The organism is Streptomyces sp. NPDC059852, assembly GCF_042731455.1.
GTDB lineage: Bacteria > Actinomycetota > Actinomycetes > Streptomycetales > Streptomycetaceae > Streptomyces.
The window spans coordinates 31,337-55,031 of record NZ_JBHWJK010000033.1 but is presented as its reverse complement, the minus strand read 5'-3'; the positions used below and the strand labels follow the sequence as shown (position 1 = coordinate 55,031).

22 protein-coding genes and 1 tRNA gene are annotated in these 23,695 nt (G+C 71.6%); 17 read left to right on the top strand and 6 right to left on the bottom strand.

What is annotated here, in order from left to right; genetic code table 11:
- Nucleotides 1-57: 57 nt before the first annotated feature.
- Entirely contained in the window at nucleotides 58-999 is a 942-nt protein-coding gene (gene nudC / locus ACFV46_RS30270; protein ID WP_361925856.1) for an NAD(+) diphosphatase, read from the top strand.
- Nucleotides 1,000-1,101: 102 nt separating this feature from the next.
- Here the strand turns inward: nudC and ACFV46_RS30265 are convergent, their stop codons facing one another.
- Entirely contained in the window at nucleotides 1,102-1,344 is a 243-nt protein-coding gene (locus ACFV46_RS30265; protein ID WP_062668743.1) for a mycoredoxin, read from the bottom strand.
- 183 nt (nucleotides 1,345-1,527) lie between these two features.
- Between ACFV46_RS30265 and ACFV46_RS30260 the strand changes: the two genes are divergently transcribed.
- The 5 genes from ACFV46_RS30260 (at nucleotide 1,528) to ACFV46_RS30240 (ending at nucleotide 5,434) form a co-directional block, all read left to right on the top strand.
- The gene (locus ACFV46_RS30260; protein ID WP_376729386.1) at nucleotides 1,528-3,738 is read left to right on the top strand and encodes an ATP-dependent DNA helicase UvrD2; all 2,211 of its coding nucleotides are present in this window, start codon (nucleotides 1,528-1,530) and stop codon (nucleotides 3,736-3,738) included.
- Between the two features lie 165 nt (nucleotides 3,739-3,903).
- A complete protein-coding gene (locus tag ACFV46_RS30255) occupies nucleotides 3,904-4,230 on the top strand; it encodes a hypothetical protein (RefSeq protein WP_385500564.1) in 327 nt (108 codons plus the stop codon).
- 174 nt (nucleotides 4,231-4,404) lie between these two features.
- Entirely contained in the window at nucleotides 4,405-4,773 is a 369-nt protein-coding gene (locus ACFV46_RS30250) for a WhiB family transcriptional regulator (RefSeq protein WP_062668745.1), read from the top strand.
- Nucleotides 4,770-5,093, top strand: coding sequence for a hypothetical protein (locus ACFV46_RS30245; protein ID WP_361925862.1), 324 nt, complete (start codon nucleotides 4,770-4,772; stop codon nucleotides 5,091-5,093). Before ACFV46_RS30250 ends, ACFV46_RS30245 begins: the two co-directional genes overlap by 4 nt.
- Nucleotides 5,094-5,224: 131 nt before the next feature.
- Complete coding sequence (locus tag ACFV46_RS30240) at nucleotides 5,225-5,434, top strand: hypothetical protein (RefSeq protein ID WP_376729385.1); 210 nt, start codon at nucleotides 5,225-5,227, stop codon at nucleotides 5,432-5,434.
- A 10-nt stretch (nucleotides 5,435-5,444) separates the two neighbouring features.
- On the opposite strand, the gene ACFV46_RS30235 is transcribed toward ACFV46_RS30240, so the two are convergent.
- Together ACFV46_RS30235 and ACFV46_RS30230 are read right to left on the bottom strand one after the other, a co-directional pair.
- Nucleotides 5,445-6,824, bottom strand: a complete 1,380-nt coding sequence (locus ACFV46_RS30235; RefSeq protein ID WP_385500563.1) for an ABC1 kinase family protein — start codon at nucleotides 6,822-6,824, stop codon at nucleotides 5,445-5,447.
- Nucleotides 6,817-7,971 (bottom strand): TOMM precursor leader peptide-binding protein, encoded by a 1,155-nt coding sequence (locus ACFV46_RS30230; protein WP_361925868.1) that lies wholly within the window; start codon nucleotides 7,969-7,971, stop codon nucleotides 6,817-6,819. The genes ACFV46_RS30235 and ACFV46_RS30230 overlap by 8 nt, the downstream gene beginning before the upstream one ends.
- A 390-nt stretch (nucleotides 7,972-8,361) precedes the next feature.
- On the opposite strand from ACFV46_RS30230, the gene ACFV46_RS30225 reads away from it, so the two are divergent.
- The 4 genes from ACFV46_RS30225 to ACFV46_RS30210 all read left to right on the top strand — a co-directional run bounded on the left by ACFV46_RS30225 (nucleotide 8,362) and on the right by ACFV46_RS30210 (nucleotide 12,269).
- Entirely contained in the window at nucleotides 8,362-8,958 is a 597-nt protein-coding gene (locus tag ACFV46_RS30225; RefSeq protein WP_361925869.1) for a M48 family metallopeptidase, read from the top strand.
- Nucleotides 8,959-9,106: 148 nt separating this feature from the next.
- Complete coding sequence (locus ACFV46_RS30220) at nucleotides 9,107-10,801, top strand: TerD family protein (protein ID WP_385500562.1); 1,695 nt, start codon at nucleotides 9,107-9,109, stop codon at nucleotides 10,799-10,801.
- Between the two features lie 13 nt (nucleotides 10,802-10,814).
- Nucleotides 10,815-11,495 carry an AIM24 family protein gene (locus ACFV46_RS30215; RefSeq protein WP_062673970.1) on the top strand — a complete coding sequence of 227 codons (681 nt, stop codon included), beginning with the start codon at nucleotides 10,815-10,817 and terminating at the stop codon, nucleotides 11,493-11,495.
- Nucleotides 11,496-11,513: 18 nt separating this feature from the next.
- Entirely contained in the window at nucleotides 11,514-12,269 is a 756-nt protein-coding gene (locus ACFV46_RS30210) for an AIM24 family protein (RefSeq protein ID WP_361925873.1), read from the top strand.
- Nucleotides 12,270-12,335: 66 nt separating this feature from the next.
- On the opposite strand, the gene ACFV46_RS30205 is transcribed toward ACFV46_RS30210, so the two are convergent.
- Together ACFV46_RS30205 and ACFV46_RS30200 are read right to left on the bottom strand one after the other, a co-directional pair.
- Nucleotides 12,336-12,857, bottom strand: a complete 522-nt coding sequence (locus tag ACFV46_RS30205; RefSeq protein ID WP_385500560.1) for an NUDIX hydrolase — start codon at nucleotides 12,855-12,857, stop codon at nucleotides 12,336-12,338.
- Nucleotides 12,854-14,317, bottom strand: coding sequence for a zinc-dependent metalloprotease (locus ACFV46_RS30200; RefSeq protein ID WP_376729083.1), 1,464 nt, complete (start codon nucleotides 14,315-14,317; stop codon nucleotides 12,854-12,856). Before ACFV46_RS30200 ends, ACFV46_RS30205 begins: the two co-directional genes overlap by 4 nt.
- Before the next feature lie 192 nt (nucleotides 14,318-14,509).
- On the opposite strand from ACFV46_RS30200, the gene ACFV46_RS30195 reads away from it, so the two are divergent.
- The 4 genes from ACFV46_RS30195 (at nucleotide 14,510) to ACFV46_RS30180 (ending at nucleotide 17,685) form a co-directional block, all read left to right on the top strand.
- Nucleotides 14,510-15,628, top strand: coding sequence for an SDR family oxidoreductase (locus tag ACFV46_RS30195; protein ID WP_361344850.1), 1,119 nt, complete (start codon nucleotides 14,510-14,512; stop codon nucleotides 15,626-15,628).
- 109 nt (nucleotides 15,629-15,737) lie between these two features.
- A complete protein-coding gene (locus ACFV46_RS30190) occupies nucleotides 15,738-16,199 on the top strand; it encodes a molybdenum cofactor biosynthesis protein MoaE (RefSeq protein WP_385500559.1) in 462 nt (153 codons plus the stop codon).
- Nucleotides 16,200-16,337: 138 nt separating this feature from the next.
- On the top strand, nucleotides 16,338-16,502 hold the full coding sequence (locus ACFV46_RS30185; protein ID WP_283286296.1) for a hypothetical protein: 165 nt from the start codon (nucleotides 16,338-16,340) through the stop codon (nucleotides 16,500-16,502).
- Between the two features lie 85 nt (nucleotides 16,503-16,587).
- Nucleotides 16,588-17,685 (top strand): PDZ domain-containing protein, encoded by a 1,098-nt coding sequence (locus ACFV46_RS30180; RefSeq protein ID WP_361925881.1) that lies wholly within the window; start codon nucleotides 16,588-16,590, stop codon nucleotides 17,683-17,685.
- Between the two features lie 65 nt (nucleotides 17,686-17,750).
- On the opposite strand, the gene ACFV46_RS30175 is transcribed toward ACFV46_RS30180, so the two are convergent.
- A complete protein-coding gene (locus ACFV46_RS30175) occupies nucleotides 17,751-18,293 on the bottom strand; it encodes a PPA1309 family protein (RefSeq protein ID WP_361925882.1) in 543 nt (180 codons plus the stop codon).
- A 167-nt stretch (nucleotides 18,294-18,460) separates the two neighbouring features.
- Between ACFV46_RS30175 and ACFV46_RS30170 the strand changes: the two genes are divergently transcribed.
- The 3 genes from ACFV46_RS30170 (at nucleotide 18,461) to ACFV46_RS30160 (ending at nucleotide 23,690) form a co-directional block, all read left to right on the top strand.
- The gene (locus ACFV46_RS30170) at nucleotides 18,461-21,412 is read left to right on the top strand and encodes a UPF0182 family protein (protein WP_361926241.1); all 2,952 of its coding nucleotides are present in this window, start codon (nucleotides 18,461-18,463) and stop codon (nucleotides 21,410-21,412) included.
- 58 nt (nucleotides 21,413-21,470) lie between these two features.
- Nucleotides 21,471-21,544, top strand: a tRNA-Met gene (locus ACFV46_RS30165).
- Nucleotides 21,545-21,770: 226 nt separating this feature from the next.
- Entirely contained in the window at nucleotides 21,771-23,690 is a 1,920-nt protein-coding gene (locus tag ACFV46_RS30160; protein ID WP_361925884.1) for a tetratricopeptide repeat protein, read from the top strand.
- The last annotated feature ends 5 nt before the right edge of the window (nucleotides 23,691-23,695 follow it).

Genomic DNA, 23,695 nt, shown 5'->3' with positions numbered 1-23,695 from the left:
GTCCCGCCGATCCACCCGCCGAAGCACACCGTTCCACTGGGGGAGTTGGAAGCACCCGTGACCACCTCGACCGACCACACCGCCGACCGACCCGTCTCGCTCACCGCCCCGAGCGGCATCGACCGCGCCGCCCACCACCGGCTCGACGAGGCCTGGCTGGCGGCGGCGTGGAGTCACCCCACGACCCGCTGCTTCGTGGTCTCCGGCGGCCAGGTCCTGATCGACGAGACGCCGGACGGACGTACCGAGCTCGTCATGACCCCCTCGTTCGAGGCACCCCTCACCGAGGCGCACCGCTACTTCCTCGGCATCGACGAGGACGGCGTCAGCTACTTCGCCCTGCAGAAGGACGCCCTGCCCGGCCGTATCGACCAGTCGGCGCGCCCGGCGGGCCTGCGCGAGGCAGGACTGCTGCTGTCACCGCGCGACGCGGGCCTGATGGTGCACGCCGTCGGCCTGGAGAACTGGCAGCGCACCCACCGCTTCTGCTCCCGCTGCGGCGAGCGCACCGTCATCGCCGCCGCCGGGCACATCCGCCGCTGCCCCGCCTGCGGCGCCGAGCACTACCCGCGCACCGACCCGGCCGTGATCATGGCCGTCACCGACGAGGAGGACCGCATCCTCCTCGGCCGTCAGGTGCACTGGCCCGAGGGCCGCTTCTCCACGCTCGCGGGCTTCGTCGAGCCGGGGGAGTCCATCGAGCAGGCCGTGCGGCGCGAGGTCTTCGAGGAGGCCGGCATCACCGTCGGCGGAGTCGAGTACGTGGCCAGCCAGCCCTGGCCGTTCCCGTCCAGCCTCATGCTCGGCTTCATGGCCCGCGCCACCTCCTTCGACATCCAGGTCGACGGCGACGAGATCCACGAGGCCCGCTGGTTCTCCCGCGACGACCTGCGCGCGGCCTTCGAGTCGGGCGAGGTCCTGCCGCCCTACGGCATCTCGATCGCGGCCCGGCTGATCGAGCTCTGGTACGGCAAGCAGCTGCCGACGCGTAGCGTCTGACCGGCGGGAAAGCGCACGGACGCAGACGAAGAGGGTGGCGGCCCGGTCAGGGCCGCCACCCTCTTCGCAGCTGTGGAGCGTAGGTCTGGATCAGACGTCGGCTCAGACAGCGATCTTCTGCTTCACCTGGGCCAGCGACGGGTTCGTCAGCGTCGAACCGTCCGCGAACAGCACGGTCGGCACGGTCTGGTTTCCGCCATTGGCCTTCTCGACGAACGCGGCGGACTCGGGGTCCTGCTCGATGTTGATCTCGGTGTACGCGATGCCCTCGCGGTCCAGCTGCTTCTTCAGACGCTGGCAGTAGCCGCACCAGGTGGTGCTGTACATCGTCACAGTGCCCTGCATGTCTCGCGCGCTCCTCGGATGGCTCGGGGATCAGGTCGTCCGGTGGGGGAACGTACGGCGGCGGCACTCCATTCCCACCCGGGGTATGCCGGGCACGTGACGCCTGCCGCATTCGTACGACTATCCCTGCCCGCCTGTGGACAACCGGCGCGGCCGTCTCTGGGGACCTGGCAGCATGAACGTGTGACAGCAGCAACGCACTCCACCCTCTTCCCGCAGGTACCGGACTCCCCCGACGCGGTGCTCGAAGGGCTCGACCCCGAGCAGCGCGAGGTGGCGACCGCCCTGCACGGTCCGGTGTGCGTGCTCGCGGGAGCCGGTACCGGCAAGACCCGGGCCATCACCCACCGCATCGCCTACGGGGTGCGCGCCGGCATCCTACCGCCCGCCGGCGTCCTCGCCGTCACCTTCACCGCCCGCGCCGCGGGGGAGATGCGCGGGCGGCTGCGCCAGCTCGGCGCCGCCGGGGTCCAGGCCCGCACGTTCCACTCGGCGGCGCTGCGGCAGCTGCAGTACTTCTGGCCGAAAGCCGTCGGTGGCTCCATGCCGCGGCTCGTCGACCGCAAGATCCAGCTCGTCGCCGACGCGGCCGCCGCCTGCCGCATCCGCCTCGACCGCAACGAGCTGCGGGACGTCACCGCCGAGATCGAGTGGTCCAAGGTCACCCAGACCGTCCCCGCCGACTACGCGCTCGCCGCCGCCAAGGCCGGCCGGGAGGCGCCCCGCGACCCGGCCGAGATCGCCCAGCTCTACACCGTCTACGAGGACCTCAAGCGGGACCGCGCCGTCATCGACTTCGAGGACGTCCTGCTGCTCACGGTCGCCGTCCTCCAGGACCGCCAGGACATCGCCGAGCAGGTGCGTTCCCAGTACCAGCACTTCGTGGTCGACGAGTACCAGGACGTCAGCCCCCTCCAGCAGCGCCTGCTGGAGCTGTGGCTCGGCGACCGCGACAGCCTCTGCGTGGTGGGGGACGCCAGCCAGACGATCTACTCGTTCACCGGTGCCACCCCGGACCATCTGCTCGACTTCCGCACCCGCCACCCCGGAGCCACCGTCGTCAAGCTGGTCCGCGACTACCGCTCCACCCCGCAGGTCGTCCGCCTCGCCAACGGTCTGCTCTCCCAGGCCCGCGGCCGCGCCGCCGACCACCGGCTGGAACTGGTCTCCCAGCGTGACCCCGGCCCCGAGCCCGTCTACGCCGAGTACACCGACGAACCGGCCGAGGCCGAGGGCGCCGCCCGGCGCATCCGCGACCTGATGGACGCCGGTGTCCCGGCCGCCGAGATCGCCGTCCTGTTCCGGACGAACTCCCAGTCCGAGACCTATGAGCAGGCACTCGCCGACGCGGGCATCCCCTATCAGCTGCGCGGCGCCGAGCGGTTCTTCGAGCGCCCCGAGGTGCGCAAGGCGATCGTCGCCCTGCGCGGCGCGGCCCGCTTCGGTCGGAACGACTCGCTCCTGGACGACGCCGTCGGCCTGCCCTCGCAGGTGCGTGCCGTGCTGTCGTCGGAGGGCTGGACGTCCGAGCCGCCGGCCGGCTCCGGTGCCGTCAGAGAGCGCTGGGAGTCGCTGGCCGCCCTCGTCCACCTCGCGCAGGACTTCGCCGCGGCCAAGCCCGGCGCCACCCTCGCCGCCCTGGTCGCCGAGCTCGACGAGCGGGCCGGCGCGCAGCACGCCCCCACCGTCCAGGGCGTCACCCTGGCCTCCCTGCACTCGGCGAAGGGCCTGGAGTGGGACGCCGTCTTCCTGGTCGGCGTCGCCGAGGGCATGATGCCGATCTCCTACGCCAAGACCGACGAGCAGGTCGAGGAGGAGCGCCGCCTTCTGTACGTGGGCGTCACCCGCGCCCGGCGCCACCTCCATGTCTCCTGGGCGCTGACCCGCGCCCCCGGCGGCCGGCCCAACCGCCGGCCCAGCCGTTTCCTGGACGGGCTGCGCCCCGGTTCCGGCGGCGCCGCGGGCCGGGCGGCGGCCGGGGGCGGAGCCGGCGGCGTCGAGCGGGGCTACGCGCGGGGGTACGGCGGCCGGCGTGAGGACGCCCCGAGACGCAGGCAGCGCAGCCCGGCCCGCTGCCGGGTCTGCGGGCGCACCCTCATCGACGCGGGTGAGATGAAGCTGATGCGCTGCGAGAGCTGCCCCTCCGACATGAACGAGGGCCTGTACGAGCGCCTGCGTGACTGGCGGGCGGGCCAGGCGCGGCGCAGCGGCCAGCCCGACTTCTGCGTCTTCACGGACCGGACCCTGATGGCGATCGCCGAGGCGGAGCCGAGCAGTCCGGATGAGTTGGCCCGTATTCCAGGTCTCCTCAAACGGAAGCTCGACCGCTACGGAGCCGATGTGCTGGCCATATGCGCAGGTCAAGAGGTCGGGGAGAGCGAGATCGGGGGCTGAGCGGAACTCGTCGCAAAAATAGTTTGCGCATGCCCCAGCGATCCCCATAGGTTCTTAACCACGCGAACGGAGGCCTTCTCGCAGGCCCCTGATCCGTGATGTACTTGCATACCCGCAGGACTGGTTCACACCAGTCCCCCGAGACGCCGAGAGGAGGCGAGTCCAGTGATCAGCATCTACGCCAGCTCCATCAGCACCGCCAAAATGACCGATCGCTCGGTCGTCGCCTCCCTGTGCATGCTCGGCGCCTCGGACCTGGGCACCGGTCTGTCCGGCATTCGTGCCGGTCGTCCGGCGTCCGCCGTGTCCCTCGCGGGCGTTCCCGTCCGTGAGCGCAATGAGCGACCGACCAAGGCACTGGAAGCGGCAGTAGTGGCACAGGCGCAGGCCTATGCCTTTACGGCGACCGGTGCCGGATTCCGGAAGCAGACGACGCAGCACCACCAGATGTGGGCCTTCCGTGGGCCAGAACCCTGGAGTGATCCAGCCTGATCGCCGATCAGGCCGGCGCCTTCAGGGCCGCGGAACCCCATCCGGGATCCGCGGCCCTTCTGTTTGTCCTGCAACAGGGACGACAGAGCGAAGGGGCCTCGGGACAGGCAAGACCCGGTACCAGCCGCCAACCGGTCCAACAGGACCGGAACGAACAGACGAGGAAGACGAACCGTGCAACTCGAAGCGCACGCCCCGTCCGTACCGCCTTCAGACGTGATTCCCAAGCCTGGCTCCACGGAGGACCCGACCTTGATCCCCCTCACCGCGCTCACCGCGCTCGACGACGCCATCGAGAACCTCGGCGTGCCCGTCCCCTGCCGTTCCTACGACCCGGAGGTCTTCTTCGCCGAGTCGCCGGCGGACGTCGAGTACGCCAAGTCCCTCTGCCGCACCTGCCCGCTGATGGAGGCCTGCCTCGCCGGCGCCAAGGAGCGGCGTGAGCCCTGGGGCGTCTGGGGTGGCGAGCTGTTCGTCCAGGGTGTCGTCGTCGCCCGGAAGCGGCCGCGTGGCCGCCCGCGCAAGAACCCGGTCACGGCATGAACATCACCGGAACGATCGACCGCCCCCTCACGCACGACCCCCAGAAGCAGGCCCCGATGAAGCCGTCCACCGACGAGACCGCAGGCTCCGCGCCTGAAGACTTCACCAGCAGTGGCGCCACCACCGCGCGCCAGAACAGGAACCGAGAGATGCAACTCATCCAAGAAGCCCTGGCACGTGCGCATATGCACGACCTCCAGCACGAGGCGCAGCGGGAGCGACAGGCCGTGCGCCTGGCGACCGCTCGCCGGATGCAGCGCCGGGCCGAGCGCGCCTCGATGCGCGCCCGCCGCGCGCTGGCCATGGCGGTCATGCAGTAATCGCCGCCGGCCGGTGGGTCTCCCCACCGGCAGGGCACCGACTCCCGCGGGGGCCGATCCGTCACGAACGGAGCGGCCCCCGCCGTGCGTTGTCCGGACGGTCAGCCGCTGCCGGCGTTATCGTCGGGTGGGTGACGAGATCCCCCGGCAGCGACGGCGACCACCGCTCCGACGCCGAACCTGGGCCGATGGTGTGCGCCCGCTGCGGCGCCCGTAGCGAGGAGCCGCGGCCCACCTGGACCTGCTCCGTGGAGAACGGCGTCCGAATCCACTTCTGCGACACCTGCTCGCGCGACAACCTCCGCGCGATCGAGGGCCGGCTCGACTCGGCCTGGTGGTAGCCCCGCCCGCTCAGGCCTCCGCCGCCTCCGCCGCCGAGTCCTCCTCGTCCGTCGGATCCTCCGGTGCGAACCCCGGCAGCCACTCCTCCAGTTCCTGACGGAGCCGGACCGTCGCGCCCAACTGGCACAGCACGCCGATGGTGCTCAGCGTCACCCGGTGGATGAGGAGATAGGCGGGAGGCAGATTGAGCCGCTTGCCCAGTTGGTAGGCGGGGGAGCGGGGGTCGGCCACCCGGGCCGCCTGACTGCGCATCCAGCCCCGGGTGAACGTGAACTCCTCGACCTGGGCCGGTTCGATGATCGGCAGCAGATAGTCCATGACGGCGTCGGGCTCCAGGTCGATCGTCTCCTTGACGAAGCCCTCGGCGCACAGCATCTCGTAGACCGCGTTCGCGTCGCCGTCCAGCGTCATCCGCAGGGACTCCCCGATCGGCGTCGGCAGGCCGCCCGGGAGCCGGTCGACGGTGCCGAAGTCCAGCACGCCCAGCCGCCAGTCGTCCTCGCCCTCCGGGCCGCCCGGCAGCAGACGGAAGTTCCCCGGGTGGGGGTCGGCGTGCAGCAGGCCGGTGCGGGCCGGGCCGGAGAAGAGGAACCGGGCCAGGAGCTGACCGGCGCGGTCGCGCTGCTCCTCGGTGCCGTCGGAGATCACCTCCGAGAGCGGCACCCCGTCGATCCACTCCGTGATCAGGACCTCGTCGCTCTGGTGGACGACCTCCGGCACGACGACGTCCGGGTCGTCCGCGAACTCCTCCGCGTGGGCCTGCTGCGCCTGCGCCTCCAGGCCGTAGTCCAGCTCCTCGGAGACGCGGTCCTTCAGCTCCGCGATCAAGGGCTTGATGTCCATGCCCGGGATCAGGGGGCCCAGCAGCCGGGCGAACCGGCTCAGCTGGTTCAGGTCGGACAGCAGGGCCTCCCCGGCTCCGGGGTACTGCACCTTGACCGCGACCTCGCGGCCGTCGTGCCACACACCCCGGTGGACCTGGCCGATCGACGCGGCGGCGGCCGGCTTGTCCTCGAACTCCAGGAACAGGTCGTGCCAGTCCTCGCCGAGTCGCTCCGTCAGCACCGCGTGCACGGTGCGGGTCGGCATCGGGGGCGCGGCCTCCTGGAGCTTGGTGAGGGCCGCCCGGTACGGTCCGGCGACCTCCTCCGGCAGGGCCGACTCGAAGACGGACAGGGCCTGCCCGAACTTCATCGCGCCGCCCTTGAGCTCGCCGAGGACCTTGAACAGTTGCTCGGCGGTCCGCTGCTGCAGTTCGCGGCCGACGATCTCCGCGGACTCGCCGACGATCCGCTTGCCGAGTCCCCAGGTCGCCCGCCCGGCGAAGCCGAGCGGCAGCGCGGCGAGCTTGGCGGTGCGGGTGACCGCCTTGCGCGGAAGATCAGACATGCGCCCTCCAGATCCGAGCCGGCCGTGCGGTGTCCGCCTCGGGGCGTGGCTTCTTCGACGGCCGTTCCTCCGCCATTGTCTCGTGCGACCCCCCCTCGGCGGAGGGGTGTTCTCCCTCACCTTTGTCCGCCGCCCCGCACGGACAGGCATGATGCGCCCACACCGGTCGGGCGTGCCAGGTCAGACCCGGTAGTGACACCTCCCAGCGTGCGCCCGCCGTCGACGGGATCCGGCCGTCGAGGAAGGCCAGCGCGTGCGCCGCGGCCAGGCCGGCGACCGTGGTCGCGAGCGCGACGTCGCAGGGCGGCACCGGCCGGGCCCGCCCCCGGCCCGATCGCCACTGGGTGACCAGCCGGGGCCACACCGGATCGCGGTCGGCGCGGTCCGCGTCGAGGCATCCGGCGCACGCCGTCTCGCCGGGCAGAACCAGAGGGCCGACCACGCCGGTGCCCTCCACGACGCCGACGTACAGATGGGGCGTACCGGAGTCGATCAGGGGCTCCGCCGCGGACGGGGACGGGGCGTGCACGCCGACGTCGTCGCGCGGGGCGATGATCACCAGCGAGTGGCCGTGGGTGTCCTGTCCACGAGGGGAGCGGGTGTCGCGGCGCGGCGGCCGGTCCGGCGCGTGGCGGCGCGCGACCCGGCGGGCGGCGTCGTCCCGGCGGTCGCCGACCGTCTCCGCGGGCAGCCCGCCCGGCGTCACGTCCCACGGCTCGACCCGCCCGATGTCGCGCACGTCCACCTCGCCCACCCCGGCCGCCGCCAGCAGCGAGGCGAGCACCGCGCCCACCCGGCCGGCGCCGCGCACCTGCACCCGCGCGGAGCGGCGTGCGGCGAGCCGGCCGATCGCCTCGCCCGGCTCGGACGTGGTCAGGGACAGCGACGCCAGATCGGGACGCAGCCGGTCCAGAACCGCCTTCCTGCGCCGCAGCCAGTCGCCTCCGGGTCCGCCGCCCCGGGCGTCGTCGAGCAGCCCGGCGTGCGCGAGCCGTCGCAGCAGTCCGTCGACATGACCGTCGGGCAGATCCATCCGCCGGCCCTCCTCGCGCAGCAGCTCCGGTCCCCGGGTGCCGTTCAGCAGGTCGAGGAAACTGCCCGTCGCGGTGTCCATCGGCCCCAGCGTGAGCGCGTGCGCCGGAGTCATCCCGAACTGCACCGTATTGAGGTCCCGCCAGCCACGCCTCAGCGCGGGTTTCAGCGAGGGCGCCCGCGGAAGTCCTGCCCCGGCCTCACTGCCCGCCTCCGCCGAACTGTCGGGCGAATGACCGGAAATCGGCACATTGGTATCGGTCGAAGCTGTGGCATGCATGAACAGGCCCCCGTAGCCGTCGTCGTGGTGCGTCCCCGTCTGTCGTCGAGGAGCCCGGTCGTGACTCCCCGACGGCACTCAGCATGCCCCGGCGCGGCGATCGGTGCCGAAAGTTGTCCACAGGCAGTGGATATTCGTCGTACAAATCAGACGCCGGGTGAGGGATCGGAATCGGACCGTCCCGGAGTCGGGACTTCCCCCCAGGACAACGGGTAACGTCGGGGCGTGTCCGCCGACCCACTGCACCGCGCCGGAACGCCACAGCGCAGTACGACCAGCCCGCCCGTGAGCGGCTCGGGGGCGAACGCGATCGAGGTCCGCAGGAGCGCCCGGCGCCGCCGGACGGTGTCGGCGTACCGCGAGGGCGATCGCACCATCGTGCTCATCCCCGCCCGGATGTCCGAGGCCGAGGAGCAGCGCTGGGTGCGCGTCATGCTCGACAAGCTGGCCGCGCAGGAGAGCAGGAAGGTCCTCGGCGACGCCGAACTGTCCGCGCGTGCCGCCCGGTTGTCGGAGCAGTATCTGGACGGCCGGGCCCGGCCGGACTCGGTGCGCTGGGTCACCAACCAGAACACCCGATGGGGTTCGTGCACCCCGGCCGAAGGCAGCATCCGGCTCTCCCACCGGCTGCAGGGCATGCCCGAGTACGTCGTGGACTACGTCCTCCTGCACGAGCTCGCGCATCTCCTCGTCCCCGGTCACGGGCCGCGCTTCTGGCGGCTGCTGGAGGCGTATCCGCGCACCGAGCGGGCCAAGGGCTATCTCGAAGGCGTCGTCGCCGCCGAGCGTCTGCCCCATCTCCCCGCCGCCCGCGACGAGTGACCGCTGCCGTCCACGCTGTGCGGAGAAGGGGCCTCCGCCGCCTTCGCGGAAGTTGTGTACCGGGTCTGTACCGGCTTCGTCCGATGTCCGAGTTTGCCGTTAGCCTGTCGCGACGCACTCACTTCGGGATGGGGGACGGTCGTTACGCATGGCCAGGGAATTCCAACGCGGCCACAAGGCCAGGATCAGTGACCTCACGGCGGGCACGGATCTGTACGTAGGCGTGCAGATCGGTGGCCCAGGGCTGACCTTCGACATCAGCTGCTTCGGTCTCGACGCCGACGAACGGCTCTCCGACGACCGTTACTTCGTCTTCTTCAACCAGCCGAAGTCCCCCGAGGAGAGCATCCAGCTCCTCGGCGCGCAGGCCGGGGACACCGAGTCGTTCCGGGTCACACTCGACAAGATCCCCCCCCAGATCCAGAAGCTGTCCTTCACGGCGACGATCGACGGCGCCGGTCAGATGTCGCAGATCGGCCCCGGCTATCTCCGCATCGTCGCGGGCGGCGAGGAGGTGGCCCGGTACGCCTTCAACGGCTCGGAGTTCACCACCGAGCGCGCCGTGATGCTGGGCGACTTCTACCTGAAGGACGTGTGGCGGTTCGCCGCCGTCGGCCAGGGCTTCGACGGCGGTCTCGAGGCGCTGCTCAGGAACTTCGGCGGTGAGGTGGCCGAGGAGGAGACGCCCGCCGCCGCCCCGCCGCAGCCCCAGGCCGGTGCGGGCGCGCCCAGCTTCGCGCCGCCCGCCCAGGCCGCGGCCCCGCCCGCGTTCGGCGCCCCCGCCGGGGCTCCGGCCCCCGCCCCGCAGCCCATGGCTCCGCCCGCCCCCGTGCCGGCCGCCCAGGGCTTCGCGCCCCCGCCGGGCGCCACGCCCCCGCCTCCCGGCCCGGCCCCGTCGGTGCACGCCCAGCCGACGATCGTCGCGCCCATGACGCCGCCCGGCGCCACCCCGCCGCCGCCCGCCCCGGCACCCGCGCCCTACGGCCAGCCCACCGCGCCGCCGCCTCCCGGCTACGGCTACCCGCCCGCCGCGCCGCAGGCACCGCAGGCCCCGGCTCCGCCGCCCGGCTACGGCCAGCCGACGCCGCCCCCGGGATACGGCCAGCAGCCTCCCTACGGGCAGGTCCCCGGACAGATCCCCGGGCAGGTCCCGCACGGCGCCCCGCAGGGCGCACCCCAGGCCCCCGGTGTCGCCGCCGCGCTCCAGCAGTTCAAGGAGACGCCGACCGGTCAGCGCTGGACGCAGCAGAACAAGAAGATGGTCCGCGTCGACCTCGGCATCGGAGGCCAGCCCGTGCTGGCCCGGCAGGGCAGCATGGTGCTCTACCAGGGCAAGGTCGACTTCAGCTACAAGGGCGCCGGATTCGCCGGCCGGATCGTGGGCAACGCGACCGGCCAGGAGATGCAGCTGATGCGCTGCACCGGCCAGGGGCAGGTGTTCCTCGCCGAGGACTCCACGATGCTGCACCCCATCGAACTCCAGGGCGACGGCATCTGTGTCTCCGCGGAGAACGTCCTCGCCTTCGACGAGTCCCTGCAGTACGAGGTCCGCCGGATCGAGGGGCACGGCATCCCCGGCGGCGCGCTGTTCACGATGCAGTTCACGGGCACCGGCACGATCGTCGTCAAGACGCACGGCACCCCCGTGGTGCTGCCCGTCACGCCCACGACGTTCGCCGACTGCAACGCCGTGGTGGCCTGGTCGGCCGCCGCGCAGGTGGTCGTCTCCAGCCAGGTGCGCATGCGCCGCAACGCCTACCCGGGCGACACCGGCGAGAGCGTGAACCTCCAGTTCCGGGCCGCGCCCGGCAGCTTCGTCGTCGTCCAGCCGTACGAGATCTGAGGGAGAGCCCGTCATGAACCAGCCGCTCGCGGGCTACGCCCCCGCACCCGTCACCGCCCGCATGGAGAACCACGGCAACCACATGGTCAAGGTCGCCATGCAGACCGGGCACGACCTCATGGCGCGCGTGGGCTCGATGGTCGCCTACGAGGGCTTCGTCCAGTACGAGCCCAACCCGCCCGCCGTCCGCCAGATCGCCAAGGACTGGCTCACCGGTGAGGGCGCGCCGCTGATGAAGTGCTCCGGCGACGGCCTGCTCTACCTCGCCGACTACGGCGCCAACGTCGTCGTGATCAACCTCAACGGCGACGGCATCTCCGTCAACGCCACCAACCTCCTCGCCTTCGACGCCCATCTGACGTGGGGCGTCGAGCGGGTGAAGGGCCTGGCGAAGTTCGCCGGGCAGGGCCTGTGGAACACCAAGATCTCCGGGCAGGGCTGGGTCGCGCTGACCTCCCGGGGCAAGCCGATCGTCGTCGACTGCGGCGGCGGCGAGGACGAGACGTACGTCGACCCCGACGCGCTCGTCGCCTGGTCGCCGAACCTCAAGGTGAAGGGCAAGCGCAGCTTCAAGGCGCAGTCCCTGATCGGACGGGGCAGCGGCGAGGCCTACCAGATGGCCTTCTCCGGCCAGGGCATCGTCGTCGTCCAGCCGAGCGAGGACAGTACCGACCGCCTCCGGGTCCGGGGCTGAGGGGGAGCAGAGAACGCCATGCAGAGCCCGATTTTCGCCTACAACGACCAGCAGACCCAGGACCGCTGGAGCCTGCAGAACAAGCAGATGCTGCGCGTCACCCTGGAGGGGCACGACGACGTCCTGGCCCGCAAGGGCACGATGGTCGCCTACCAGGGACTCGTCGAGTTCGACGCCGAGTTCCAGGGCAACCAGCAGTCACGCGCGCGTGCCCGCACCGGTGAGGGCCTGGACCTGATGCGCTGTCACGGACAGGGCATCGTCTACCTCGCCAACCTCAAGCAGCACGTCCACCTGGTCGACGTCGACCAGGACGGGCTGACCGTCGACAGCAGCTATGTGCTGGCGATGGACTCCACGCTGCACCACGAGGTGATCGCCGTGGACAGCCTCTACGGCATCTCCGGCTCGGGGAAGTACCAGCTCAACATCACCGGCCGCGGCAAGGTCGCCCTGATGACCTCCGGCATGCCGCTGATGATGCAGGTGACGCCCGACAAGTACGTCAACTGCGACGCGGACGCGATCGTGGCCTGGTCCACCGGGCTGCGGGTGCAGATGCAGGCGCAGACGCACTCCTCCGGGGTGTGGCGGCGCCGCGGCAACACCGGTGAGGGCTGGGAGCTCAGCTTCATGGGCACCGGCTTCGCGCTGGTCCAGCCCAGCGAGCTGCTGCCCCCGCAGAACGCCCAGATCGGCTCGGGCCTGGCCGCCCAGTACGGCATGGGCCAGCACGGTGCCCGCGGCCAGAACCAGGGCAACGTCTGGAGCTGACGGACGAGCGCGGACGAGGGGCGACCACCGAGGGCGGTCGCCCCTCACCCGTTCCCGATCACGCGCTCACAGCCGTTCGCGGGCCGCGCGCAGCAGCCGTACGACGGACTCGTCCGCCACGTCCGCCACCTTGTCGTAGCCGAACCAGCGCACGTCCAGGGACTCGTCGCTGATCGCGTGCTCGGCGTCCGGGGGCGCGAGGACGGCGTACTGCACGTCCAGGTGCCAGTTGCAGGGCGCCGGGATGGGATGCCGGTCAAGGCGCACCGGGCCGCCCGGCAGCAGGGTCAGGCCGCTGACGCCGGACTCCTCGCCGGCCTCGCGCAGGGCCGCCGCCGCCAGCGTCGCGTCGCCGGGCTCGCAGTGGCCGCCCATCTGCAGCCACATCCGCAGCTTCCGGTGCAGCGTCAGCAGCACCCGCCCGCGGGACGGGTCGACCACCAGGGCGCTCGCCGTGAGGTGCCCGTCCGAGCAGGACTTCCACAGGCCGTCGGGGTGCGCCGCGAGATGGTCGAGGTAGACCTGGCGCAGCTCGCTCTGGTCCTCGTACCCCTTGAGCACCAGGACCGCGTCGTCGTACAGGCTCACTCGCTGTCGTCGTCCTTCTTGCGGTCCTCGCCGTCCTCGGAGTCCTCGGGGCCCTTCCTCAGGTCCGGCTTGCCGGTGGAGCCGCCGCTCGCCGCCTCGCCGAGCATCTTGTCGAGCTCGGAGAAGTCGATCTGCTCGCGGTGCACGAAGCCGTCCGGGTCGTCCAGGTCGCTGGCCGTCGGCAGCATGTCGGGGTGGTGCCACAGGGCGTCCCTGCCGTCGACACCGCGCGCGTCCGTGAGCGAGGCCCACAGCCGGGAGGCGTCGCGCAGCCGGCGGGGCCGCAGCTCCAGCCCGATCAGCGTGGCGAACGTCTGCTCGGCCGGACCGCCGGAGGCCCGGCGGCGGCGCAGCGTCTCGCGCAGCGCGTCGGCGGACGACAGACGCGGCTTCGCGGCCGCGTGCACCACGGCGTCCACCCAGCCCTCGACCAGCGCCAGGGCCGTCTCCAGACGGGCCAGGGCGGCCTTCTGCTCCGGGGTGTCCTCCGGCTGGAACATGCCCTGCTGCAGGGCGTCCTGCAGCTGCTCGGGGTTCTGCGGGTCGAACTGGCCGACGACGTCCTCCAGCTTGGCGGTGTCGACCTTGATCCCGCGCGCGTACCCGTCGACGGCACCGAACAGGTGGGAGCGCAGCCACGGCACATGGGCGAAGAGCCGCTGGTGGGCGGCCTCACGCAGCGCCAGATACAGCCGCACCTCCTCCTTCGGCACACCGAGGTCCTTGCCGAACGACTCGATGTTGACCGGGAGCAGCGCGGCCTTGCCGGCGGGGCCGAGCGGCAGGCCGATGTCGGTGGAGCCGACGACCTCGCCCGCGAGCACGCCCACGGCCTGCCCGATCTGCGTGCCGAACATGGCGCCGCCCATCGAGCGCATCATGCCGATCAGCGGACCGGCCATGGCCTGCATCTCCTCCGGCAGGACGTCGCCCATGGCGGTGCCGACCCGCTCGGCGACCGGGTCGACGAGCTCCTTCCACGCGGGCAGGGTCGCCTCGACCCACTCCGCGCGGCTCCAGGCGACGGCGGTGCCCGCGCCCGACGGCAGCGACGTCGCGTCGTCGAGCCACAGGTCGGCCAGGCGCACCGCCTCCTGCACGGCGCTGCGGTCGGCCGGGCCGACGCTCGCGTCCTTGGTGCCGTCCGCCGTGCCCTGGGAGACCGTCTGGCGGGCGATCTGCTTGGCCATGTCCCAGTTCACCGGGCCGCCCTCGTAGGAGAGCATCTGGCCGAGCTGCTGGAAGGCGGCGCCCAGGTCGTTGGGGCTCAGCGAACCGAACATGGCTGCGAACGGATTGTCGGCGCCCGGGCTGCCAAAGCCTCCGGCACCGGGCAGCCCGAAGCCGAACGGGTTGGACGGTCCCTGACCACCACCGCTCTCCTGGTCCTTCTTCTTGCCCTCGTCGCCGTCGTCCGGCTCCTCCGGCGGAAGGCCGAATCCGAATGGGGTGTCACTCACGGGGTTCCTCGGCTGGTAAGGCCACCGGCTGGCGCCGGCGGCACGACTGCCCGATAACACCACCCAGCGTAGACACCTGTGACCGATCGGGCCTCGGTGCTTCGCCGACTCTCGGCCTGCGGCAGGATGGATGCCACCTGGTACGTACGCGTCACTCACGCTCGTACTGAAGACAACCGCTGGAGACGCCCGGTGAGTTCCCCCGATCCGCAGGTTCGCGCAGCGCGAAACCCGTCAACCCCTCCCGCGCGCGGTGTGCGCGGTCCCGTCGTCGCGGTCACCGGTGCCGCGTCCGGCGTCGGCGCCCTGCTCACGGAGCGGCTCGCCGCCTCCGAGGAGGTCAAGCAGGTCATCGCCATCGACGAGCGGCGCGGCGAGTGCGCGGCGGCGCAGTGGCACATCCTGGACGTGCGCGACCCGGCGATCGCGGACAAGCTGCGCGGCGCCGACGTCGTCGTGCACCTGGCGCTCGACCTCGATCTGGAGACGGATCCCGCCGCGCGGACCGCCTACAACGTTCGGGGGACCCAGACCGTCCTGACGGCCGCCGCGGCCGCCGGAGTGCACCGGGTGGTGCTGTGCACCTCCGCCATGGTCTACGGCGCCCTGCCGGACAACGAGCTGCCCCTGTCGGAGGACGCCGAGCTGCGGGCGACCGCCGAGGCCACCGGCGTCGGCGACCTGCTGGAGATCGAGCGCCTGGCGCGCCGCGCCCCTCGCGCCCACCCGGGCCTCAACGTCACCGTCGTCCGCCCCGCCGTCCTGGTCGGCGGCACCGACACCGCCCTGACCAGGTACTTCGAGTCGCCCCGGCTGCTCGTGGTCGCCGGGTCCCGGCCCGCCTGGCAGTTCTGCCACGTCGAGGACCTGTGCGGCGCGCTGGAGTACGCCGTCCTGGAGAAGGTCGACGGGGAACTGGCCGTCGGCTGCGACGGATGGCTGGAACAGGAGGAGGTCGAGGAGCTCAGCGGGATCCGGCGCATGGAACTGCCGTCCGCGGTCGCCCTCGGCGCGGCGGCCCGGCTGCACCGCATCGGCCTGACGCCCTCCCCGGCCGGCGACCTCGCGTACACGATGTACCCGTGGGTGGTCAGCGGGAGCCGGCTCCACGACGCGGGGTGGCGGCCGCAGTGGACCAACGAGGAGGTGCTCGCGGAGCTGCTGGAGGAGGTCTCCGGCCGGCACACGGTCGCCGGACGGCGCCTGGGCCGCAAGGACGCGACGGCCGCCGGTGCCGCGGGCGCGACGGTCGCGCTGCTGGGCGCGGCGGCGGTGGTCCGCAGGGCCCGCAAGGCCCGCCGCAGGATCTGATGCCCGCCGACGGCCACGCGTCGTCTGTAGGAGGCTCCAAAGCCCCACACGCGTGTGCCGGGCGATGACGCTATTCCCCGCCCTCGCGCGCGTGGGGCACGATGGGGACATGGCACCTATCAGTGATCACCCCGGTGAGCAGGGCGCTCAGGACCCGGTCAAGCTCATCGGCATCCGTGAGACGGCCCTCTCCGTGGACGAGGTCTTCCGGGCCGTCGGGGACGACGCCGCCGGGGGGACCGCGCTGTTCGTGGGCACCGTGCGCGACCACGACGGGGGCGCCGACGTGGACGCCCTCACGTACTCCTGCCATCCGAGCGCCGAGGCCGAGATGCGGCGGATCGCCGAGAAGGTCGTCGCCGAGTTCCCGGTGCGGGCGCTCGCCGCCGTGCACCGCGTCGGTGACCTCGGGGTCGGTGACCTGGCCGTCGTCGTCGCCGTCTCCTGCCCCCATCGCGGCGAGGCGTTCGAGGCGTGCCGGAAGCTGATCGACGATCTCAAGCACGAGGTGCCGATCTGGAAGCACCAGAAGTTCTCCGACGGCACCGAGGAGTGGGTCGGCGCCTGCTGACCCGCCCGCACGCCTCCGGGAACCCGTCCGCCCCACCCGGCTTGCGTAACCGCACCCCTGGCATGAGCGTTGTCAGTGCCAGCGGTTAATCTGCTGATCAGTCAGTTGCGGTTAGCTCTGTGGGGACGGGAGGCGCGCATGGCGGCGCTCACCTGGTTGCTGATTCCGCTCGGGGCCGCGATCGGCGCGGGGCTGTGGGGGAGCTGGGCCAACAGGACCCGCCGGACCCGCGGCGACGGGCCGGAGCTCGACGGGTACGCGCGCTTCCGCGCGGCCATGGAGAAGCCCCCGTCCCGCACCTGATCCGGCCGGCGCCGCGAGGCGCCCGCGCGGTCCGGAATCCCGGCCCTGACGGGGCTCTGACAGGACTGTCACGTACTGTCGTGCCATGCCACGCCGCACCGCGACGATGCTCGCCTCCACCCTGATGCTGATCGCGCTCCTGTGCGCGGGAGTCTTCATCCGCGTGCCGTACGCCGAGATGTCCCCGGGCCCCACGGTCAACACCCTGGGGGAGCACGACGGCGAGCCGGTGCTGCAGATCTCCGGGCGCAAGACGTATCCGACGACCGGCCACCTCAACATGACCACCGTGCGGGTGACGAGCGCCGACTACCGGATGAACCTCGTCGAGGCCGTCTACGGCTGGCTCGCGCACGACAACAAGGTCGTGCCGCACGACACCCTCTACCCGGACGGCAAGACGGAGGAGGAGTCCACCCAGGAGAACGCCGAGGAGTTCAGCCAGTCCCAGGAGAGCGCGAAGGTCGCCGCCCTGGAGGCGCTGGACATCCCGGTGAAGAGCTGGGTGATCGTCTCGACCGTCGTCAAGGGCAGTCCGGCCGAGGGCAAGCTGCACGCCGGTGACGTGATCAAGGCCGTGGACGGCACCGCCGTCAAGAAGCCCGGGGACGTCGCCGAGCTGGTGACCGAGCACAAGCCGGGCCAGGAGGTCGTCTTCACGATCGTGCCCGCCAAGGAGCAGGCCGCCGCGGAGAAGGAGCACCGGGCGCCGCAGGGCACCGAGAAGGTGACGATCACCACCGCCGAGTCCGACGACAGCGGCGCCAAGCGCGCCATCGTCGGGATCTCCGCCGGGACCGACCACACCTTCCCGTTCGACATCGACATCAAGCTCGCCGATGTCGGCGGCCCGAGCGCGGGCCTGATGTTCGCCCTCGGCCTCTACGACAAGCTCACGCCGGGCAGCCTCACCGGCGGGAAGTTCGTCGCCGGCACCGGCACCATCGACGACGACGGCAAGGTCGGGCCCATCGGCGGCATCGAGATGAAGACCGTGGGCGCGCGCGACAAGGGCGCCCAGTACTTCCTCACCCCCGCCGACAACTGCTCCACCGCCGCCAGGGACGTCCCCGACGGGCTCACCCTGGTCAAGGTCGACACCATCGACGACGCGCTCGGCGCCCTGAAGGACATCCGCTCCGGCGACACCGCCGCCCTGCCGAAGTGCACCACCGGGAGCTGACCCGGCCCGGCCCACACGGGGGCGCCCCTCATCCGAGGGGCGCCCCCGCGGCCGTACCGAGGTCCTCAGTCCTCGAACGTCGCCGCCAGCGCCTCTGCCAGGCCGGGCACCAGCTCGGAGCCGGTCAGGACCTCCGTCGGAGTGTCCTTCTCCCGCAGCCGCAGCGCCGACTCACGGCTGCCGTCGCGCAGCACCGCCACGGTCATACGGACCTCCTGGCGGTCGGGGTGCTCCGCCACCCACCGGGTCAGCTCGGTGTCGCTCAGGCCCTGCGGCACCTGCGCCTCGGCGGACGGGGGCAGCATCAGGCGCTCCACGGTGAGCGCGCAGCCGGACACGGCGTCGGGCCAGGCGATCGTGCCCAGGAACTCGTCGAGCTGCCGGCCCGTTGGAAGTTCGTCCTGCTCGATCGGGGTCAGGCCGGTGGACTCCTGCTCGTCCCCCAGGCCGAGCTGGGCGGCGAGGCCGGGTTCCTGGGCTCGCAGCCGTGCGGTGTCGACGAGGGCGAAGAGGCGGGCGGGCTGGTCCCAGCCGAGTCCGGAGGCGTACTCGTCGATCTCGAGAACGGCCCGGGTCAGCGGGTTGGCTGCCATGGGAGTGTTGGACATGGTCACAATCCTGCCTCGTTCCCGGCCGGAATCGGGAACCGAGTAAAGGGTGAGTAAGTTGCATAGGTGTGGGCCCGCGATCACGGGGGGCCACAGAGGGTCCACGAAGACGCGGGCCTGACCCAGACCAACAGCGAACTTCGGGGTGCGAAACCTTGGCTTTCCAGATGCCGGACCGCGGCGGAGGCCCGACCGGGCCACGGATGAGAGTGGGCCGCCCGTCCCGGCGGGTCCGGACCCTGCTCATGACACTGGGCGTCCTCGCCGTCCTCGGCATGGCCTTCACCATGTTCGCGGGGTTCTGGACGGACTGGCTCTGGTACCGGTCGGTGAACTACTCGTCCGTGTTCACGACGACGCTCTGGACGAAGATCGGGCTGTTCTTCGTCTTCGGCCTGTTGATGGCCCTCGCGGTCGGCTTCAACATCTGGCTGGCCCACCGGCTGCGCCCGCCGCTGAGCGCGATGTCGATGGAGCAGCAGAACCTCGACCGCTACCGGATGGGCATCGCGCCGTACAAGAAGTGGCTGCTGATCGCCATCACGGCGCTGGTCGGCCTGATCGCCGGCGCCTCCGCCTCCAGCCAGTGGCGGACCTGGCTGATGTGGGTCAACGGCGTGCCCTTCGGCGAGAAGGACCCCCAGTTCCACCTCGACGTCGGCTTCTACGCCTTCGACCTGCCCTGGTACCGGTTCCTGCTCGGCTTCGGCTTCGCCGCCGTGATCCTCTCCGTGATCGCCGCCGCGCTCACCCACTACCTGTACGGCGGGCTGCGCATCACCAGCCCCGGCGCGCGTGCCACGGCCGCCGCCACCGGCCACCTGTCGGTCCTCCTCGGCATCTTCGTCACGCTGAAGGCCGTCGCCTACTGGCTCGACCGGTACGGCCTGGCCGTCAAGTCCAGTGACTTCAAGGCCACCGACAACTGGACGGGCCTGCGGTACGTCGACGCCAACGCCTATCTTCCGGCGAAGACGATCCTGTTCTGCATCGCCGTCATCTGCGCCCTGCTGTTCTTCGCCACCCTGTGGCGGCGCACCTGGCAGCTGCCGGTGATCGGCTTCGGGCTGATGGTGCTGTCCGCCATCCTCATCGGCGGTCTCTACCCGGCGATCGTGCAGAAGTTCCAGGTCCAGCCGAACGAGCAGGCCAAGGAAGCGCCGTACGTCGAGAAGAACCTGAAGGCGACGCGCGAGGCCTACGGCATCGACGGCACGCAGGTGACCGAGTACCCGGGCACCAGCGAGACCGAGGACAAGACCAAGCTGCGCGACGACGTGGGCCCCACGGCGAGCATCCGGATCATGGACCCGAACATCGTCTCGCCGACGTTCCAGCAGCTCCAGCAGATCAGGAACTACTACGCGTTCCCGACCAACCTGGACGTCGACCGGTACAGCAAGGACGGCAAGGACCAGGACACGGTCATCGGTCTGCGCGAGATCAACCTCAACGGCATCCCGAAGCGCAACTGGATCAACGACCACTTCCGGTACACCCACGGCTACGGCGCCGTCGCCGCCGAGGGCACCAGCGCCGACTCCCAGGGCCGTCCGGACTTCACCGAGTCCGACCTGCCGTCCAAGGGCGACCTCGGCACGTACGAGCAGCGGGTCTACTACGGCGAGAAGACCACGATGTACTCGATCGTCGGCGGTCCCCAGAAGGAGATCGACTACTCCGACGACAGCGGTGAGAAGACCTACAGCTACAAGGGCGACAGCGGGGTCAGCCTCTCCAACCCGGTCAACCGGGCCGCGTACGCCGTGGCGTTCGGCGAGCCGCAGATCCTGTACTCGGGCGCGATCGGCGACGGCTCGCGCATCCTGTACAACCGCACGCCCAAGGAGCGCGTCGAGGCGGTCGCCCCGTGGCTGACCATCGACGGCGACGCCTACCCGGCGGTCGTGGACGGACGGATCCAGTGGATCGTCGACGCGTACACGACGACGAACGGCTACCCGTACTCCTCGCGCACGACCCTGGGCGACACCACGGCCGACTCGCTGACCGCCACCAACGACAACCGCGCGGTGGTGGCCCAGCAGAACCAGGTCAACTACATCCGCAACTCGGTGAAGGCGACGGTCGACGCCTACACCGGCGAGGTCAAGCTCTTCCAGTGGGACACCAAGGACCCCGTCCTGAAGACCTGGATGAAGGCGTTCCCCGGCACGGTGAAGGCCAAGAGCGAGATCTCCAGCGGGCTGATGGCCCATCTGCGCTACCCGCAGGACCTGTTCAAGGTCCAGCGCGAACTGCTCACCCGCTACCACGTGAAGGACGCGACGACGTTCCTCAGCGGCAGCGAGGTCTGGCAGGTGCCGGACGACCCGACGAACAAGTCGGGCAGCGCGGTGCCGCCGTACTACCTGAGCATGAAGATGCCCGACCAGCAGGCGCAGGCGTTCTCGCTGACGACGACGTTCACGCCCAACGGCAGGGACAACCTCAGCGCGTTCATGGCCGTCGACGCCGAGGCGGGGACCAGTGACTACGGCAAGATCAGAATTCTGAAACTGCCGACCAACACCACGGTCAACGGCCCCAGTCAGGTGCAGAGCCAGTTCAACTCCGAGCAGAACATCGCCGAGACGATCAGGCTGCTGAGAGGCGGCGACTCGGAGGTCGAGTACGGCAACCTGCTGGCGGTGCCACTGGACGGCGGGCTGCTCTACGTCGAGCCGGTCTACGTCCGGGGTGGCGGGCTGAAGTACCCGCTGCTGCGCAAGGTTCTGGTGTCCTACGGCGGCGCCACCGCGTTCGAGGACACCCTCGACGAGGCGCTGAACAAGGTCTTCGGAGCCGAGGGGCCGACCACCGAGCCGCCGGACAAGGGCGACGACGGCGGTACGAACCCGCCGCCGAAGTCCAGCGACCCGACGGTCCAGGACGCGCTGAACGACGCCCAGAAGGCGTTCGATGCCGGCCAGGAAGCCCTGAAGAAGGGTGACTGGGAGGCGTACGGCAAGGCGCAGAAGGATCTGCAGGACGCGCTGCGGCGGGCCGAGGACGCCCAGGACGCCGCGGACAAGGGCGCGAGCGGTGCCGGTGACGGCGGCGCGAGCGCCAAGCCGAGCAAGAGTCCTGAGCCGAGCGGCAGTCCCACCGGCACCTAGGGACGCTCGGCTGGTCGCAAGGCCCATCCCGCGCCGTGGTACGGTTGCAACACAACGGCGCGGGGTGGAGCAGCTCGGTAGCTCGCTGGGCTCATAACCCAGAGGTCGCAGGTTCAAATCCTGTCCCCGCTACTGAAGTCGGCGATTCGTTCGCCCGACACCGAAGGCCCGGATCCTCATGGATCCGGGCCTTTGTGGTGTGCGAACGCATGTGCCGGGCAGCGGGATGGACGCGCCGCCGTGGTGAGTTGGGCCTCTTGTGTTTGACTTGTCTCTCTGTGGGCATGTCGACAAAACGCTGTAGTGACCTCACTGGCTGCGGTATACCAGGTGTACCCAGGTTGCAGGTGGTGCGACGATGGACGTTATGGGGGACAAGGCAACTCTGTTGGAGACAGGGCGGTTTGTGCAGCCTGCCGACTTTGTACGGTCGGTGGGCGATTCCGTGCAGCCGACGGAGGACGCCTCGCAGCCGGTGAGCGACCTGGTGCAGCCCGACGACACCCCGGTTCCCGTCCGCCCCGTGGACTCCGACGAGACGGGGGAGGCCGCCGAGGAGGCGCGTCACCGGCTCGCCGCACAGCGCGGCGAGGTCGAGGCCATGAGCGTCCTCGGGGCCATGCTGCTGCGCCGCGGCGACCTCGACGGCGCCGAGCCGCATCTGCGCGCGGCCACCGCCGCGGGCGACCGGGCCGCGGCCAACAACCTGGGCGTACTGCTGCATCAGCGCGGCTACGCCGAGGAGGCCGCCGGCTGGTGGCGGATCGCCGCGGTCGCCGGGTCGGCCGCCGCCGCGCACGCCCTCGGCCGGCACCACCGCGAGCGCGGTGACGAGCCCGCCGCCGAGTACTGGCTGCGGCAGTCCGCCGAGCAGGGGCACGCGCTCGGCGCCTACGCGCTCGCCGATCTGCTGGAGCACCGCAGCGACCCCGGCGCCGAGCGCTGGATGCGGGCGGCCGCCGAGCGCGGCCACCGCGAGGCGGCGTACCGGCTGGCCCGTGCGCTCGACCGGCAGGCCGGCCGTACGGACGGGGACGGGCCCGACGACGCTGTCACCGGGGACACGGCCTCGCCGGAGGAGGCCGAGCAGTGGTACCGGCAGGCCGCCGCGCGCGGACACCGCCGGGCCGCCCTGCACCTCGGGGCCATCCTCGAACGGCGGGGGGAGCTCAAGGAGGCCGGACGCTGGTACCTGACCTCCGCCAAGGACGGCGAACCGCGGGCCGCCTGCGCGCTGGGCTTCCTGCTGCGCGACGCCGGGGACAGCGAGAGCGCCGCCGTGTGGTGGCTGCGCGCCGCCCAGGACGGCGACGGCAACGCGGCCAACGCGCTGGGCGCCCTGCACGCCGAGCGGGGGGAGACGCAGACCGCCGAGCGCTGGTACCGGGCCGCCATGGACGCCGGTGACGTGAACGGCGCCTACAACCTGGGGCTGCTCTGCGCCGAGCAGAAGCGCACCGCGCAGGCCGAGCAGTGGTACCGCAGAGCCGCCTACGCCGGGCACCGCGAGGCGGCGAACGCGCTGGCCATCCTGCTGCTGCAGGGCGGGGACGCCGCGGGTGCCGAGCCCTGGTTCTCCAAGGCCGCCGAGGCCGGCAGCGTGGACGCCGCGTTCAACCTGGGCATTCTGCACGCCGGGCGCGGCGAGGAGGAGGCGGCGCTGCGCTGGTACGAGCGCGCGGCCGCCGCCGGGCACTCGGAGGCGGCGCTCCAGGTCGGCATCGCGTGTCTGCGGGACGGCGACGAGTTCACGGCCGAGCGGCATCTGCGCTGCGCGGCCGGGGCGGGCAGCGCCGAGGCGGCGTACCGGCTGGCGACCCTGCTCGACGCACGGCGCCCGCCGGAGCCCGCGCACGAGCTCGGGGAGATCGTGCACGAGAAGACCGAGTGCGAGGAGTGGTACGAGCGCGCGGCGACCCAGGGCCACCGGCGCGCTCAGGTCCGGGTCGGCATGCTGGCCGCGGCGCGGGGCGACGTGGTGGAGGCGGCCGAGTGGTACCGCAGGGCCGCCGAGGCCGGCTCGCGCAACGGCGCGTTCAACCTCGGCCTGCTGCTGGCCAGGGAGGGCAGCGAGCCCGAGGCCGCCGTGTGGTGGACCCGTGCGGCCGACGCCGGGCACGGGCGGTCGGCTCTGCGCCTCGCCCTGGTCTACGCGCGTCGCGGCGAGCTGGCGGAGGGACAGCGGTGGGCCGACCGCGCGGTGACCCTCGGCCCCGAAGAGGTCGCCCAGCGGGCGGCGCGGCTGCGCGACGCCCTGCGGGAGGAGCTGTCGGCCTGAGGTGC